Annotated in this window: 12 protein-coding genes; 5 read left to right on the top strand and 7 right to left on the bottom strand. The window is 70.9% G+C overall.

Annotated elements, in window-relative coordinates; translation table 11 throughout:
• Positions 1 to 103: 103 nt before the first annotated feature.
• The 5 genes from QRD43_RS17915 to QRD43_RS17895 form a co-directional block, all read right to left on the bottom strand.
• Complete coding sequence (locus QRD43_RS17915; protein WP_285983869.1) at positions 104 to 505, bottom strand: DUF4398 domain-containing protein; 402 nt, start codon at positions 503 to 505, stop codon at positions 104 to 106.
• Positions 506 to 642: 137 nt separating this feature from the next.
• Complete coding sequence (locus QRD43_RS17910) at positions 643 to 1,833, bottom strand: glycosyltransferase (protein WP_285983868.1); 1,191 nt, start codon at positions 1,831 to 1,833, stop codon at positions 643 to 645.
• A gap of 12 nt (positions 1,834 to 1,845) precedes the next feature.
• Positions 1,846 to 2,826, bottom strand: a complete 981-nt coding sequence (locus QRD43_RS17905; RefSeq protein ID WP_285983867.1) for an amidohydrolase family protein — start codon at positions 2,824 to 2,826, stop codon at positions 1,846 to 1,848.
• Between the two features lie 12 nt (positions 2,827 to 2,838).
• Positions 2,839 to 4,128 carry a glycosyltransferase gene (locus QRD43_RS17900; RefSeq protein ID WP_285983866.1) on the bottom strand — a complete coding sequence of 430 codons (1,290 nt, stop codon included), beginning with the start codon at positions 4,126 to 4,128 and terminating at the stop codon, positions 2,839 to 2,841.
• 152 nt (positions 4,129 to 4,280) lie between these two features.
• Entirely contained in the window at positions 4,281 to 5,177 is an 897-nt protein-coding gene (locus tag QRD43_RS17895) for a hypothetical protein (RefSeq protein ID WP_285983865.1), read from the bottom strand.
• A gap of 357 nt (positions 5,178 to 5,534) precedes the next feature.
• Between QRD43_RS17895 and QRD43_RS17890 the strand changes: the two genes are divergently transcribed.
• The 4 genes from QRD43_RS17890 (at position 5,535) to QRD43_RS17875 (ending at position 9,576) form a co-directional block, all read left to right on the top strand.
• Complete coding sequence (locus QRD43_RS17890; RefSeq protein ID WP_285983864.1) at positions 5,535 to 5,891, top strand: HU family DNA-binding protein; 357 nt, start codon at positions 5,535 to 5,537, stop codon at positions 5,889 to 5,891.
• Positions 5,892 to 6,108: 217 nt separating this feature from the next.
• Positions 6,109 to 7,974 carry a B12-binding domain-containing radical SAM protein gene (locus tag QRD43_RS17885; protein WP_285983964.1) on the top strand — a complete coding sequence of 622 codons (1,866 nt, stop codon included), beginning with the start codon at positions 6,109 to 6,111 and terminating at the stop codon, positions 7,972 to 7,974.
• An 11-nt stretch (positions 7,975 to 7,985) separates the two neighbouring features.
• Positions 7,986 to 8,375: a hypothetical protein gene (locus tag QRD43_RS17880; RefSeq protein ID WP_285983863.1), complete on the top strand. Its 390-nt coding sequence runs from the start codon at positions 7,986 to 7,988 to the stop codon at positions 8,373 to 8,375.
• Between the two features lie 145 nt (positions 8,376 to 8,520).
• A complete protein-coding gene (locus QRD43_RS17875; protein ID WP_285983862.1) occupies positions 8,521 to 9,576 on the top strand; it encodes a thioredoxin domain-containing protein in 1,056 nt (351 codons plus the stop codon).
• A gap of 119 nt (positions 9,577 to 9,695) precedes the next feature.
• Here QRD43_RS17875 and QRD43_RS17870 read toward each other — a convergent pair whose 3' ends face one another.
• Positions 9,696 to 11,840, bottom strand: a complete 2,145-nt coding sequence (locus QRD43_RS17870) for an alpha-amylase family glycosyl hydrolase (protein ID WP_285983861.1) — start codon at positions 11,838 to 11,840, stop codon at positions 9,696 to 9,698.
• Positions 11,841 to 12,194: 354 nt separating this feature from the next.
• On the opposite strand from QRD43_RS17870, the gene QRD43_RS17865 reads away from it, so the two are divergent.
• Positions 12,195 to 13,442, top strand: a complete 1,248-nt coding sequence (locus QRD43_RS17865) for an alpha/beta hydrolase (RefSeq protein WP_285983860.1) — start codon at positions 12,195 to 12,197, stop codon at positions 13,440 to 13,442.
• A 21-nt stretch (positions 13,443 to 13,463) separates the two neighbouring features.
• Here the strand turns inward: QRD43_RS17865 and QRD43_RS17860 are convergent, their stop codons facing one another.
• Positions 13,464 to 14,591, bottom strand: coding sequence for a PLP-dependent cysteine synthase family protein (locus tag QRD43_RS17860; RefSeq protein ID WP_285983859.1), 1,128 nt, complete (start codon positions 14,589 to 14,591; stop codon positions 13,464 to 13,466).
• Positions 14,592 to 14,611 lie beyond the last annotated feature (20 nt).

The raw sequence follows: 14,611 nt of genomic DNA, 5'->3' as shown, positions 1-14,611 counted from the left end.
CTCCTGCAATCAAGGAATGGGAGGAGCAGGCTGCAGCGGCGCGGCGCACCGGCTCCGCAGCGCGTCAGCACAGACGTTCCGCGCCGACGTGCTGCGCACACGTTCAGCGCGATGCCGCGATACCCGGCGGCCGGGCGGCGCTGCGCTGCAGCTCATCGCGCAGCGCCTGCATGGACTGCTGCACCTCCGCCAGCGCGCGCTGCGAGCGCTGCTGCGCCGAGCGCGCACGGGCGAGCTCGGCGTCGGCCGCAGCCTCCTCGGCGAGGCGATGCGCGCGCAGGCGGTCGGACGGCACGAGCTGCCGGGCCCGTTCCAGCTTGGCGCGGGCGCGCGACAGCTCGGGCCCGGACAGCGCCTCGGCGCCGTCGCTGCGAGCCGCGTCGATGGCGACCTGGGCCGCCGCCACCGAGGCCGGCGGACCGCTGGGAGTGGCGCAGGCCGCCAGGATCAGCAATCCTGCGATCAGTGATGCGGCACGCAGCCGTCTTGCAGAAGAATGTGTCATGGCCTTCCTTTGGGTTCCTGGGCCTCGACGTAGGGCAGCTTTCATGCCCGACTGGCCGGCAATGAAGGCGGTCTCACGCCCGCCAGACTCGTGCTGCGGGCGGTCTCACGCCCGCCAGACTCGTGCTGCGGGCGGTCTCACGCCCGCCCGAGGACACTGACGTCTTCCAGGCGATGCGGCTCGCGGGCCTGGCGGGCCAGGGCCTGCATCAGGCTGGCGACGCGGTCGAGGCTGGGTCGCAGGTCCAGCCGCTGCACCATGTCCCGGCGGGCCGCGGCGCCCATGGCCTGGCGCCGCGCGGGCGCCTCGAGGAGCTGGCGGATGCGGGCGGCCAGGTCCTCGATGTCGCGCGGCGCCACCAGCCAGCCGCTGACGCCGTGCTGCACGATCTCCGGCATGCCGCCGACGCGCGTGCCGACCACGGGGACGCCGCTGGCCAGGGCCTCCATCACGGCCAGGGGCATGGCCTCGGAATGCGAGCAGGACACCAGCACGTCGAGCTCGCGGTACAGCGTGGGCATGTCATCCCGCTGCCCCGCCATCCGCACGCGGTCGCCAAGGCCGAGGCGCGCCAGGTCCGCCTCCAGCGCGCCTCGCAGGGGCCCCTCGCCCACCATCACGAAGCGTGTGCCCGGCGGCAGCCCCTCGGACAGCAGCGCCGCCGCGCGCAGGAACTGCTCGGGGCCCTTCTCCGGCGAGAGGCGCCCGACAAATCCCACCAGCGGCGCCACCGTGTCCAGGCCCAGTTGCTGGCGCAGGCCGTCCAGGGGGCGCGGGCCGGGATGGAAGCAGCGGGTGTCCACGCCGTTGGGCTCGCAGCTCAGCCGGCGGCGATCCACCCCGACGCCCAGCGCATGCAGGTAGCTGTGGCGGCACACCACGCTCAGGTGGCTGCGGACGGCGCGGTGCACCTCCAGGTCCAGCAGCGTGATCTGCCGGCCATGGATGGTGCACAGCAGCGGCAGGTCCGTGAGGCGCGACACCAGCCCGCCCAGTGCGTGCGCATTGGGCAGATGCGCGTGCAGCAGGTCCACGCCGGTGCTGCGGGCCAGCGCCTGGCCCAGCTGGGCCGCACTCCAGGCCGGGTCCTCGGGCATGGGGATGCAGACCACGTCCGCCCCCAGGGCCCGCATGGCCGCGCTGAAGCGGCCTTCGTAGGGGCAGACGACGGTGATGCGGAAGCGTTCCCGTGGCAGATGCTGCAGCAATCGCTCGACCCAGCATTCCATGCCGCCGACGATGGCGTTGCCCACGAGCTCCATCACATGGATGCGCCGGGTGGCGAGCGCGCTGCCCGGCCCGGCGGTGGCGACGGTCTGACCCGGCATGGGTGGGCGTCCTCAGCAGCAACGCCCGAGCAGCGCGAGCCGCGGGCTGCCGCGGCGCAGGTGCTGGGCGAGGCCGGGCGAGGCATCCGGCGCGCTCAGCGGCGGTGCGGGCGGCCCGGGGGGAAGCGGTGGGCGCCCGGTGGCGGCCGGGGATGGCACCGGCAGATCCGCCGGGCGTCCCCTCGCCGGCAGGCGCAGCCACGCCGCCGCCGTGCCCCAGAGGATCTGCTCGCGGGCCGCCGCGTCCAGGCCCAGCTCGTCCATCAGCGTCTGCACCCAGCCGCAGCGCTCGCGCAGATGCGCCCCGCTGCAGGGGAGGAAGCAGTCGCTGCCGAACTGCAGCGATCCGGGCCCGAGCACCTCCAGCATGCGGGCCAGCACTTCGCGCCGGTAGGGGGGCGGTGGGCCGAAGGAGATGTCCAGGCGGAACTGCGCCTCCTCGACCGGCACCTGGTGGATGCGGTCGATCAGCGTGACGGCCAGGGCCTCGTCCGTCCAGGGCCAGCCCATGTGGGCCAGCGTCACGCGGGCACCGGGATGGTCGCGCAGGGCCTCGAAGTAGGCGGGGCGGCAGAAGCGCCCCGAGCGGCCGTCGATGAAGATGCCGCTGTGGAAGAGCATGGGCAGCGCCAGCGCCGATGCCACCTCGTAGACGCTGTGGGCGCGCTCCTCGAAGGGGTACCAGCCCGTGGGCACCATCTTGACGCCGTGCAGGCCCAGCTGCTCGATGGCATGGCGCAGGTCCTGTGCCGCGTGGTCATGCCGGGGATCGACGACGGCGAAGCCGGTCAGGCGGTCCTCATGACCGCGCACCAGGCGCGCGAGGTGGTCGTTGGCGCGGCGCAGCGAGCCGGCATCGCCCAGCGAGTAGCCGGGGCTCAGGAACGGCGCCAGCAGCACGGCGCGCTCGATGCCGGCCTCGTCCAGCGCATGCAGCACACCGGCGCTGTCTTCCCTGCCGCTGCAATGCAGGTGGGCATCCAGGATCCGCATGGCGGGCCCGGCTCAGCTGCGGCCGGAACGCAGCGCCCAGACCCGCGTACCGCCAGCGCCGGCGGTCGGCGGCAGCGGCACCGTCCGCCGGGACGTGGCCAGCACCGCCTCGGCGCCGGCGTCGGCGGGCTTGCCGATCCGCAGCCCAGCGCCCGCCGGGGCGGCCTTCCGCTGCGCCTCGACCTGCCGACGCTTCAGCGCCGCCTCGAGCAATGCCTGCACGACCTGCGCGCAGCCGTCCCACGAGTAGGAAGCCACGACGTCCATGGCGTGCGTCAGCCGCTGGCGGCGCTGGGCGGGCGTCTCGTGCAGGGCCTGCTCGCAGGCCTCCACAAAGGCCTCGCCCGCCCGGGCCGTGCGCACCACGGCACCGTAGAGCCGCAGGACATCGGGCACCGGCGTGCTCACCACGGGCTTCTCGCCCGCGAGGTACTCCAGCGTCTTGGTGGGACTGATGAAGCGGGTGGCATCGTTCAGCGCAAAGGGCATCAGGCAGACGTCCCAGCCCTCCATCAATGCCGGCAGCGACGGGTAGCGCTGCATGCCGATCCAGTGCAGATTGGGCCGACGAGGCAGGCTCGCCGGATCCACCTTCACGACCGGCCCGGCCATCACGATCTGCCAGTGCGGGCGCGCATCGGCCAGCTGGGCCAGCAGGGCCAGGTCCATGCGCTCGTCGATCACGCCGAAGAAGCCGAGGCGCGGATGCGGCAGGTGGCCCTGCACCTGCTCGGCATGCTGGCGGGCCTCCTCGCTGGCGGAACCGGGCTGGAAGTGCTCGACGTCCACCGCGCTGGGCATGCAGTGCACGTCCGGTCGCAGCGCGCGCTTGGCATCCGCCAGCCCGGGGCCGCCGGCCAGCACGACATCCGCCAGCGCCAGCAGCTCCCGCTCGCGCGCGGGGAGTTCGGGGGAGGCGCCCTGGAAGGCGGAGAGCTCGTCCATGCAGTCGTAGGCCCACAGCGCGGGATCGAGGTCCCGCGCCAGCGGCAGCGCCAGGGGCGTGTAGAGCCAGGCGATCGGCGAACGGAGGCCTCGCTCCCGCAGCGCCTGCCGCAGGACGGGGCGCAGCAGCTGCGCCTGGGCCAGGTCGAAACCCCGGGCCGGCAGCGGCGTGCGCGGCGTCAGGACCTCGATGGAACGGCCCTGCCAGCTGCTGTCCAGCCGGACGGGGCCGGGGTCGTGAATCGGCTCCTCGATGAAGAGCACGGGTCGGTGCAGCGCCAGCCGGGACATGAGGTGCTGGGGCCGCTGGTAGACGAAGGACCAGCGCAGATGGCTGAAGACGACAAGGGGTGACATGGAGTTCCTGATGCCCGCGCCAGGGTGAGGGACGCATGCCGATGGCGTCCTGCCGCTGGCGCAGGCGGGGGCTCGAGGCGGGCGGCCCCTGCTGTGTCAGCCCGCTCGACGGCAGGGCTGGCGGGCATCGCAGGGCGCCGCCCGGGCGTGACTTACTTGGTCTTGCCGCTGGAGGCGCTGCCGCCGGAGCCGGAGGACGAGCTGCCCGGCGTGCCGGACGAGCCCGTGCTGGCGCTGCTGCCATGGCCCTCGCTGCCCGGGTCCGTGTGATGGCCGCTCGTCTCGCTGCCGCTGCCCGAACTGCTGCCCAACTGCTGCGGGCGCTGGCTGCGCCATTGGCTGAACTCGTCGGAGAACTTGCGATAGCGGTCCTGGCGCCACGACTGGTAGTCGTTGTCCAGGTTGCGCATCTGCTCCGTGCGCCACTGGTGGTAGTCGGGATCGAAGTGCGTCTGCTGGCCGCCGTGGTCGCCGTAGCCACCGTTGCCGCCCATGCCACTGCTCATCCCGCCCATGCCGCTGTGCAGGCCACCCTGGCCGCCGTAGCCGCCATGGCTCATGCCCGCCGTCGTGCCGGAGCCGCCGTAGGAGCCGCCCTGCCCCTGCAGGGACTGCCACGGGCGTGCCATGTCCTGCTGCCCGCCCGGATAACCCCCCTGGTAGCTGCCGCCCTGGTAGCCCCCGCCGTAGGAACCGGACTGCCCCCAGGGCATGCTGCCTGGGTGGCCGCCGAACTGACCATACGGGCTGTGCTGGCTGGCGACGTCGCTGCCGGCGCCGGGGTAGTTCGGCCCGTAGCGGCCGCCATTGGCATCGCCATCGCCGCGGCCGAAGCCGCCTTGCTGAGCGCCGTAGCCACCGCCCAGGTGCTGCTGGCTGCCCTGATAGCCGCCCTGGTAGCCCCCTTGCGGGCCCTCCTGGTACGGCGTGTGCGGCTGGCCTTCCTGGCCTGGGGCGCGTTGGTTCGACCAGTCACCGTAGTTGCTGCCACTCTGGCTGCGATGGCCCTGGTCCTCGTGGCGTCCCTGGTTTCGACCCTGCTGGTTCATGTTGCATCCTTTCCGATGATTCAGTCGTCATGTCGTGGTCCGACGCCAGCGGGGCGGCTGGCGCTCCACGTCGGTGCGCCGGACCTGCCGGAAGGTGGCAAGCGCCATTCCCGGCAAAGTGCGCCCGGCCGCCGCCGGCGCCGGCCCAGCGCTGTCCGGCAGGTGACATCGCCGCCCTGCCTCCGGCCGTCCGGGCCGGGGCCGGAGACCCCGTGGGCATGGGACTTTCCCGCGGTCGAGGCCCTGCAGCCCCCTGCCCTTGGGACTTTTGCGCACGAGCCGGCTGGCAGGCCCCTGTTTATGGGGCACAATCCGCGCCGCCCGAGCCTGTTCGGGCTCAACCAAACAGTCACACGAATGAACAAGACCGAACTGATCGAACACCTGGCTTCCAAGCACGAGCTGACCAAGGCCGAAGCCGGCCGCATCGTCGAAACCCTGCTGGACGCCGTGGTCACCACGGTGAAGAAGGGTGGCTCCGTGTCCATCCCCGGCTTCGGCTCCTTCAAGCAGCACGCTCGCGCTGCCCGCACCGGCGTGAACCCCAGCACCGGCGAAAAGATCAAGATCGCCGCCGCCAAGCTGCCGAAGTTCACCCCGGGCGCTGGCTTCAAGGCCGCCGTGGACCCCAAGGCCGCCGCTCGCAAGGCCGCCAAGGCTGAGGCCAAGCCGGCTGCCAAGGCTGCCAAGCCCGTCGCCAAGAAGAAGAAGTAATCACCGCGCAGGCCCCGCGCCTGCCCCGTGATGCTCGAGCCCGCTGTGGCGCACGCCGTGCCACGCGGGCTTTCTCTTTGGCGTGCCAAGTTGTTCGCATGCCAGCGGTGCCGGGGCCGCGTACAGTTCACGCAGACCCGCCCTCCACTCCACTCTCGCCCGCCCCGCCACCGTGCCCGCCGTGACCGACCTGCGCGTGCTTGCGCTCATCCCCCCGATGACGCAGCTGAACACGCCCTACCCCTCGACCGCCTACCTGACCGGTTTCCTGCGCTCACGCGGGCTGCACTGCGAGCAGCGCGACCTGGCGCTGGCGCTCGTGCTGGCGCTGTTCTCGCGCGAAGGCCTGCAGGGCATGCGCACGGCGGTGGAGGCGCTCGATCGCCAGCAGCAGACGGCACAGACGCGCAGCTTCGCCGAGCAGTTCCCGGCCTACGAGGCCACGATCGAACGCGTCATCGGCTTTCTACAGGGCCGCGACCCCACGCTGGCGCACCGCATCAACACCCGGCAGTTCCTGCCCGAGGGCGCGCGCTTCGCCGCCATCGACCACTACCTGGCCGACGAGGGCGAGGACCCGCTGGCCTGGGCCTTCGGAGCGCTGGGCCTGCAGGACCGCGCCCGCCATCTGGCCACGCTGTACCTCAACGACCTCGCGGACGTGCTGCGCGACGCCGTCGATCCGCGCTTCGAGTTCGTCCGCTATGCCGAGAGCCTGGCCACGGCGCAGCCGCATTTCGACCCGCTGGCCCAGGCCCTGGCGGCCGCGCCCAACCTCATCGACCGCACCCTGCAAGACCTGACCCTCGCCGCGATGGACGAGGTGAAGCCGGACGTCGTGCTGCTCTCCGTGCCCTTCCCCGGCGCCGTCTATGCCGCACTGCGCATGGGGCAGACCATCAAGGCGCACCGGCCCGGCGTGACGCTCATCCTCGGCGGCGGCTTCGTCAACACCGAGCTGCGCGAGCTCTCCGAGCCGCGCCTGTTCGACTACGTCGACTTCGTCACCATGGACGGCGGCGAGCGCCCGCTGCTGGCGCTGCTGGAGCATCTGGCCGGCCAGCGATCGGCGCAGCGCCTGGTGCGGACCTTTGTGCGGGAGGACGGCGAGGTGCGCTGGCGCCATCTGGCCGAGCCCGACATTCCCTTCGAGGACGTCGGCACGCCCACCTGGGACGGCCTGCCCATCGACCGCTACCTGTCGCTGCTGGACATGCTCAACCCCATGAACCGGCTGTGGAGCGACGGGCGCTGGAACAAGCTCACCGTGGCCCACGGCTGCTACTGGAAGAAGTGCAGCTTCTGCGATGTCTCGCTGGACTACATCTCCCGCTACGAGGGCGCCACGGCCGCCACGCTGGTCGACCGCATCGAGGCGATCGTGAAGGAGACGGGGCAGACGGGCTTCCACTTCGTCGACGAGGCGGCGCCGCCGAAATCGCTGAAGGCGCTGGCCGCCGAGCTGCAGGCGCGCGGCACCGCCATCAGCTGGTGGGGCAATGTCCGCTTCGAGAAAACCTTCACGCCCGAGCTGTGCCAGCAGCTCGCGGACAGCGGCTGCATCGCCATCTCCGGCGGCCTCGAGGTGGCCTCGGATCGCCTGCTGAAGCTGATGAACAAGGGCGTGAGCGTCGAGCAGGTGGCGCGGGTCACCAAGGCCTTCGCGGAGGCCGGCGTGCTGGTCCACGCCTACCTGATGTACGGCTTCCCCACGCAGACGGTGCAGGACACCGTGGATGCGCTCGAATACGTCCGCCAGCTCTTCGAGAACGGCTGCATCCACAGCGGCTTCTTCCATCGCTTCGCCTGTACCGTGCACTCGCCGGTGGGCCTGAACCCCGAGCAGTTCGGCGTGCAGCTGCTGCCGCTGCCCGAGGGCCGTTTCGCGAAGAACGATGTCGGCTTCGTCGACCCCACGGGCACCGACCACGACGCCATGGGCCGCGCGCTCAAGAAGGGTCTCTACAACTTCATGCACGGCATCGGTGTGGACGAGGACGTGCGCCGCTGGTTCGACGTCCGCGTGCCCAAGCCCACCGTCAAGCGCGGGCACATCGCGCGGGCGCTGGCGCAGCGGGATTGACGGGCGTCGGCATGATGCATCTGGGCTTCGCCTGGATCTGGGTGATGAGCGGGGTCGTGATCGCGGTCGCGCGGCTCGCGGCGCCGACGGCGCTGGCCGGCTTCGCACTGCTGCTGCCGCTCGCCGTGCTGCTGTGGCTGCGCAGCCGATGGCGCGCGCTGCTGCGCCCGCGGCCGGGCGTGCGGGCGCTGTGCTGGATGGGTCATGCGCTGACGGCGGCCGCCGCCCTCTGCTTCGCGGCCCTGAGTACGCCATGGGCCGGAGACGGCAACGCCCTGGGATTCGGACTCCTCATCGGCCTGCTGCTGTCGCCCCTGCCCATGATCGGGGCGGCCGCCTGGATCCTGCAGCTGCTGCAGTGGGCACGGTCGCTGAGGCGCCCCGGCCGGGGCCGCCCCTGACGCCCCGGTTCACAAAGGGTTGCCATTGCCCCCCACGTCCGGGCCGGCCCGCCGACCGTGCCGTGGAATACTGCCGCGGCCTCGCGGCCGGCATCGCCCGGCGAGCGTCGAGGCGCCATCCAAAATGATTCGGAGGGAGGATCCCATGCTTGCATCCACAACGCCCACCCCGCCGTGCCACGCCAGCGCACGCCGCGCCGTCGTCGCCCTGAGCCTGGCCGCCGGTGCGCTGTCGATGGCCCATGCGCAGGCGCCGCAGGGCCCGGGCGCCACGCCGCTCACGCCTTTCCCGCGGGCCACCGAGTACGTCCGCCACATCAACCCGCTCGAGCAGGGCACGCTGCCGATCTCGCCGCCGGAGCGCAAGTCCGGCGGCGGCATGCAGAGCCGCTGGCGCATGAACTACGAAGGCGCCGTGAGCGTGGTCCAGTATGACCACAAGAATGACGACAGCCCGCTGCTGATCGCCCGCCATTACGCCGGGCAGCTGAAGGCCCAAGGCTACGAGCTGGTGACGATCTGCGACATGCCCTGCCAGGCGCCGGACGGCAGCTCGGACAGCTCGCAGAGCTGGCGCAACGAGTTCGACATGGTCGGCAAGAAGCTGGACCTCTACCGCTTTGGTCACCACGGCCTCTACTTCATGGCCTACAAGCCCGATGCCATTGCGGCCGTGCGCGTGGGCCAGTTTGGCGAGCGTCCCGTGTCCACGGTCAAGCGGGTGCAATCCGCCAGTCTGGATCTCGGGCCGCTGAAGGCCTGGATCGCCCAGCAGCAGGCACCGACCCCGTCCGCCGCCCTGCCCCCGCCGCCGCAACGCACGGCGCCCTCGGCATCGGCCGAGCCGCCGGCCGGCCCGCCGAAGATCACCGACATCGCCCCCAGCGATCTGGCGAAGTGGCTGACCGACCATCCGACGCGACGCGTGGTGCTGCAGCTCACCAGCTTCGACCCCAAGTGCGGCCACTGCGCCCGCGCCAACCCGGTCTATGCCGCGCTGTCCAGCCGGCCGGTCCCCGAGGGCACGGTGTTCCTGCGCATGAGCTTCCAGCCCTGGCAGAGCGTCGGGCAGAGCCCGGTGGCCCAGCAACTGGGTGTCAATGGCCTGCCGACCTACCTCGTCATCGAGGGCGGCCAGCAGACCCGCCGCCGCAATGGGGACTGGGACGAGGCGACGCTGCGCCGTGAGCTGATCGACTGAGGCCTCGGGCGCGCCCCGTGCGCCCCTCGACGCAACGCCGCCCCGGTGTCGAGACCGACACGCGGGGCGGCTTGCCATCAAGGGCGCTACCGGGCCGAGTCAGCGCCCGCCAGACCTGCTCAGGGCTGCCACGGCACCGTTACCGTCGCCGTCCCGCTGGCCGGCGTGGTGAAGGTGTGGTTGGCGCCGCCTTCCCAGGTGACGGCCGCGCCGTTCTTCTTGATGAACTTGAACTGCAGCGTGGTGCTGGCCGGCACGCTGACGTCGTAGTACCAGTTCGGGTAGCTGGTGACGACCTGGTTGAAGGCCGGGCCCACGGGCGTGCTGGTGCTCCAGCCACTGAGCTCGAACTTGTCACCGGTCAGGTAGACGTTCTCGCCCAGCGCCGTCGTGGCATTGGTGACGATGAAGCGCACGGTCACCTGCGGGCCGCTCAGCAGCTGGTAGCCGGCATAGGCGTTGCTGTCCACGGCGCTGGCGTTGCGCACCTTCACGGCGTAGCTGCCGGCGGCGATGGACGGCACGGTGACCTTGATCTGGCTGTCCTCCCAGCTCAGGATGCTCGCGCCGGTGACGGCCGTGCTGCCGAAGAAGACGGAACCCTTGGTGGCGCCGAAGCCGCGGCCGTCGATCGTCAGCACATTGCCCGGCTTGCCCATCATCGGGCCCACATGGCCGAGCGTCGGCGATGTGACGGCCGGAGCGGCCTGCCAGACGGCGACCGCGCCGGCGCCGAGCACGAAGTTGGGCACCGCGCCACTGCTGCCCACGCTCAGCGAGCCGCCGCCCAGCAGTCCGCCCAGCACATCGGGGTAGCTGCCCGCCGGCAGGGCCGTCACGAGGCCGCTGATCGTCGTCGCCGTCGTCGCGCTGCGGTTGACCGCGACCAGCACGCCCTGCGTGCCGAACCTGCGCTCGTAGATGTAGACGTCCGGGCTCAGCCAGCGTTCCTGCTGCGTGCCGTAGGCCAGCGCGGCATTGCTCTTGCGCAGGGCGGCGAGTTTCTTGATGAGCTGGTAGGCCGGCGTCGTGGTGCCGAAGCCGCTCATCATGGCGCGGTTGTTCGGATCGCCATTGCCGGTCATGTACTGCTCGCTGCCGTAGTAGATGGCCGGCACGCCGCGGGAGGTCAGCGTGATGGCCAGCGCCTGTTCGAGCTTGCGCTGCGGCGCGCCGATCTGGTGGAAGCGGTCCATGTCGTGGTTGTCCACGAAGGTGACCTGGTCGATCACCTGGCGGTACTGGCCGGCGGTGTCGACGAGGGTCTGGTGCAGGTCCTGCATCGTCTTGCTGCCGTCGCGCAGCACCTGGCGCATGCGCTGGGCGAACTGGAAGTCCAGCAGACTCATGCCGCTGCTGTTGGCGAAGCCGTGGTTGTTGCCGTCCACCTCATTGACGCCGAGGAACCACTCGCCGAAGGTGAAGACGGGCTTGTAGCCGTGGATGTGCGCCATCCAGTTCTTCTGCCATCCGAAGGGCATGTGCTTGACGGCGTCGACGCGCAGGCCGTCGACGCCCAGGTCCAGCCAGCCCTGGATGGCGGACTTGAAGTAGCCGTCCACCGTGGCGTTGTGGTGGTTCAGGTCCGCGAGATCGAAGAGGTTGCGGTAGATGCCGTCCTCCAGCGTCGCGAAGGTGGTGCCGCCGTTGTGGTGGAACAGCCCGGACGGGTCGCTGCTGTAGCTCGCCATCAGCGTGCCGTTGTTGAAGAGGCGGCCGTTCTCGGCGAAGGCAGTGTTGGCCGGATCGGCCGGCGAGCTGTGGTTGGGCGCGAAGTCGATGATGACCTTGATGCCGGCGTTGTGCGCCGCCGTGATCAGCGCCTGGAAGTCCGCGATCGAACCGAAGGCCGTGTTGGGCTTCTTGAAGTCGCGCGCCCAGTAGCCGTGGTACGAGGTGCTGGGCGTGCCCGAGTAGTTGATGACGGCGCTGATGTTCTCGACGGGCTGCGAGATCCACAGGGCCGTCACGCCCATCCCGGTGAGGTAGCCATCGCTGATCTTCTGGGTGATGCCTTTCCAGTCTCCGCCGCAGTAGAGCTTGAGCTGGGTGCAGCCGGCGCTGAAGGCCGGGCCCGTCGGGTTGTTGCTGGCGTCCCCGTCCTTGAAGCGGTCGGTGACGATCTGGTAGACGACGTCGGTCGCGAAGCTCTGCTTGTTGGACACATGGGTGTCCGGGCTGGCCAGGGCCAGGGAGGCGGCCGCGGCGAGCAGGCCGAGGGCGAGCCAGGGCCGCGCAAGGCGGCCGGCGCTGAGGGTAGGCATGTCTCTTGTCTCCGGTGTCAGGCCTGTGCCGGCCCGTCAGGGGTGGGTGATGGGTGATCCCCCCATGCCCCCGCGAGTCAAGAAGCCCGCAGGTGGCAAAAGTAGTATTGCTACATTTTTGGCAATCAGTATCGGGAGGATCACCAGGGGATTTCATGACGACACCCATACAAATAGCGTCATTCAGGCACACAAGCCTGCGTGCCGGCCGTGACAACCCGGGCGGTTGCAAATGTATTTTTGATACATCCTCGGCGAGGCGCTGAATCGCTGGGCGCACAGACTCGCAGGGCCGCCTCGCGCAGGCGCGCGAAGGCATCACACAATGGCGGCACAACGAGGGGAGCACACGCCATGTCCGAACAGGGGAAGGAGCGGCCCGACCAGCCGCTCGCCAAGAATCACGCCACGACGCTGCGGCGCCTGATGCCGGTCGCCACGCTGTGCCTGCTGCTGGGCGCCTGTGGCGGCAGCGGCGGCGGCAGCACCCCGGAGAAGCCCGTCGAGCCCGTGGAGCCGCCGGTCCTGCCCGTGACGGGCCCGGGTGAGCTCAAGTCCGCGACCGCACTGAAGCTGCTGAGCAGCAGCGACATCCAGTCCGCCCTCACCGCCGCCGGCCCCAAGGCGCCCGCGGTGACGGCACGGTACGCCGTCCAGACCTGGCGCCTGAACTACCTCACCGTGGACGCCACCGGCGCGAGCGTGGAGGCCTCGGCGCTGGTCTGCATCCCCGTCAAGCCGACCGGCAGCCGCAGCCCGGTGCTGAGCTACCAGCACGGCACCACGACCAAGGACGCCGAGGCGCCCAGCAACCATGCGACGCCCGACGAGGCGGCCGTGGTGATGGCCTCGGCCGGCTATATCGTGCTGGCCGCCGACTACGTGGGCTACGGCGCCAGCAAGGGCCGGCCGCACCCCTACCTGCTCTCGACGCCGACCGCCGCCGCGGTGAACGACCTCCTGACCGCCGCGCGCTACTGGCGCTACACCCAGGGCATCAAGGACAACCGGCAGCTCTTCCTCGGCGGCTATTCCGAGGGCGGCTACGCCAGCGTCGCGGCCTTCCGGGCACTGCAGGGCGGCAGCAGCGAGCTCAAGGCGCAGCTGCAGATGACAGTGGCCGGCGCCGGGCCCTACGAGGTCGACCGCGCGCTGGACGACCTGCTGGCCAAGGTCAAGGCCGAGAACAAGGTGCTGGGCGCCCTGCTCAACCCCGGCTTCCTCAAGCTGCTGGGCGACGGTGACCGGCGCAAGGTCCGCGACCTGCTGCTGAGCAAGGCCATCGGCGATGACGCCGACGTCGTCTTCGACCCGACCTTCCTCGATCTCTACCTCATGGATGACGTGGCCGGCATCGAGGCCCGCAGCAACGTCTACAACTGGCTGCCCGCCCTGCCGCTGCGGCTCTATCACGGGCGTGACGACGCCACCGTGAGCTACCGCGCCTCGAGCGACACGCTCACCGCCATGCAGCAGCGCGGCGCCGGCAGCCTCGTCACGCTGACGGACTGCCCCGCGCAACCGTCGGGCCACCTGGACTGCGTGCCGCCGTTCTGGAACTACATGCTGCAGCAGTTCGGCACGGCAGCGAAGGACCTCTGAGCCAGACCGGCCGGCGCGCGGTCAGGCCGTGCGCAGGGCGCCGGCCAGCGCCCAGCCGCCGAGCAGGGCCGCGGGCCACTGCCCCTTCTGCAGCAGGGCCGCCATGGCGATGACCTCGGCCTCGCAGCCCAGGCCCTGCGCCTCGCGCCAGGCCGCGTCGTGGTAGGTGTGGCGGTAGCGCTCGCCGCTGTCGCACAGCAGCGTGACCACGGAGCCCTGCTCGCCGCGCTCTCGCATCTGCTGCGTGCAGGCCAGGGCCGCCAGGAGATTCGTGCCCGTCGACGGGCCGACCGGCCGCCCGAGATGCTCGCTGAGCGCCAGTGTGGCCGCCAGCGACCACACATCCGGGAGCTTCACCATGGCGTCGATCACCGACGGCAGGAAGCTCGCCTCGACCCGCGGGCGCCCGATGCCCTCGATGCGCGAGCCCTGCTCGATGCGCAGGTCCGGATCGCGGCTGAGGTAGTGTTCGAAGAAGACCGAGCGCTCCGCATCGGCCCCGCACACCAGCGTGGCGTGCCGCGAGTAGCGCACGAAGCGCCCCATTGTCGCCAGCGTGCCGCCCGTGCCGGCGGAGCAGACAATCCAGTGCGGCACCGGATGCGCCTCCTTCTTCATCTGCTCGAAGATGGACTCGGCGATGTTGTTGTTGCTGCGCCAGTCCGTGGCCCGTTCGGCGTAGGTGAACTGGTCCATGTAGTGGCCGCCCAGCTCGCGCGCGAGGCGCTGGGACTCGACGTAGATCTGCGTCGGGTCCTGCACGAGGTGGCAGCGGCCGCCCTGGAACTCGATGGCGCGGATCTTCTCGGTGGACACCGTGGCCGGCATCACCGCCACGAAGGGCAGGCCCAGCAGACGCGCGAAGTAGGCCTCGGAGACCGCCGTGGAGCCGCTGGAGGACTCCACCACGGTGCTGCCCTCGTGCAACCAGCCGTTGCACAGGGCATAGAGGAACAGCGAGCGCGCCAGGCGGTGCTTCAGGCTGCCCGTGGGATGGCTGGACTCGTCCTTGAGGTAGAGGTCGATGCCGGGAAAGCCCGGCAGGCCCAGCGCGATCAGGTGGGTGTCGGCGGAACGCTGGAAATCGGCCTCGATGCGGGCGATGGCCTGGCGCACCCAGTCGTGCGCGGGAGCGGTGGTGGCATGCATGGCGGCACTGTAGCAGTGCC

The organism is Roseateles subflavus, from assembly GCF_030285365.1.
In the GTDB taxonomy this organism is placed as follows: Bacteria; Pseudomonadota; Gammaproteobacteria; order Burkholderiales; family Burkholderiaceae_C; genus Roseateles_B; species Roseateles_B subflavus.
The sequence above is the reverse complement of the archived record's forward strand: the minus strand, read 5'-3'. Positions and strand labels throughout refer to the sequence as shown.

Coding starts and splice junctions, on each gene's coding strand:
- QRD43_RS17915 (WP_285983869.1), bottom strand. CDS start 505: ATGACACATTCTTCTGCAAGACGGCTGCGTGCCGCATCACTGATCGCA.
- QRD43_RS17910 (WP_285983868.1), bottom strand. CDS start 1,833: ATGCCGGGTCAGACCGTCGCCACCGCCGGGCCGGGCAGCGCGCTCGCC.
- QRD43_RS17905 (WP_285983867.1), bottom strand. CDS start 2,826: ATGCGGATCCTGGATGCCCACCTGCATTGCAGCGGCAGGGAAGACAGC.
- QRD43_RS17900 (WP_285983866.1), bottom strand. CDS start 4,128: ATGTCACCCCTTGTCGTCTTCAGCCATCTGCGCTGGTCCTTCGTCTAC.
- QRD43_RS17895 (WP_285983865.1), bottom strand. CDS start 5,177: ATGAACCAGCAGGGTCGAAACCAGGGACGCCACGAGGACCAGGGCCAT.
- QRD43_RS17890 (WP_285983864.1), top strand. CDS start 5,535: ATGAACAAGACCGAACTGATCGAACACCTGGCTTCCAAGCACGAGCTG.
- QRD43_RS17885 (WP_285983964.1), top strand. CDS start 6,109: ATGACGCAGCTGAACACGCCCTACCCCTCGACCGCCTACCTGACCGGT.
- QRD43_RS17880 (WP_285983863.1), top strand. CDS start 7,986: ATGATGCATCTGGGCTTCGCCTGGATCTGGGTGATGAGCGGGGTCGTG.
- QRD43_RS17875 (WP_285983862.1), top strand. CDS start 8,521: ATGCTTGCATCCACAACGCCCACCCCGCCGTGCCACGCCAGCGCACGC.
- QRD43_RS17870 (WP_285983861.1), bottom strand. CDS start 11,840: ATGCCTACCCTCAGCGCCGGCCGCCTTGCGCGGCCCTGGCTCGCCCTC.
- QRD43_RS17865 (WP_285983860.1), top strand. CDS start 12,195: ATGTCCGAACAGGGGAAGGAGCGGCCCGACCAGCCGCTCGCCAAGAAT.
- QRD43_RS17860 (WP_285983859.1), bottom strand. CDS start 14,591: ATGCATGCCACCACCGCTCCCGCGCACGACTGGGTGCGCCAGGCCATC.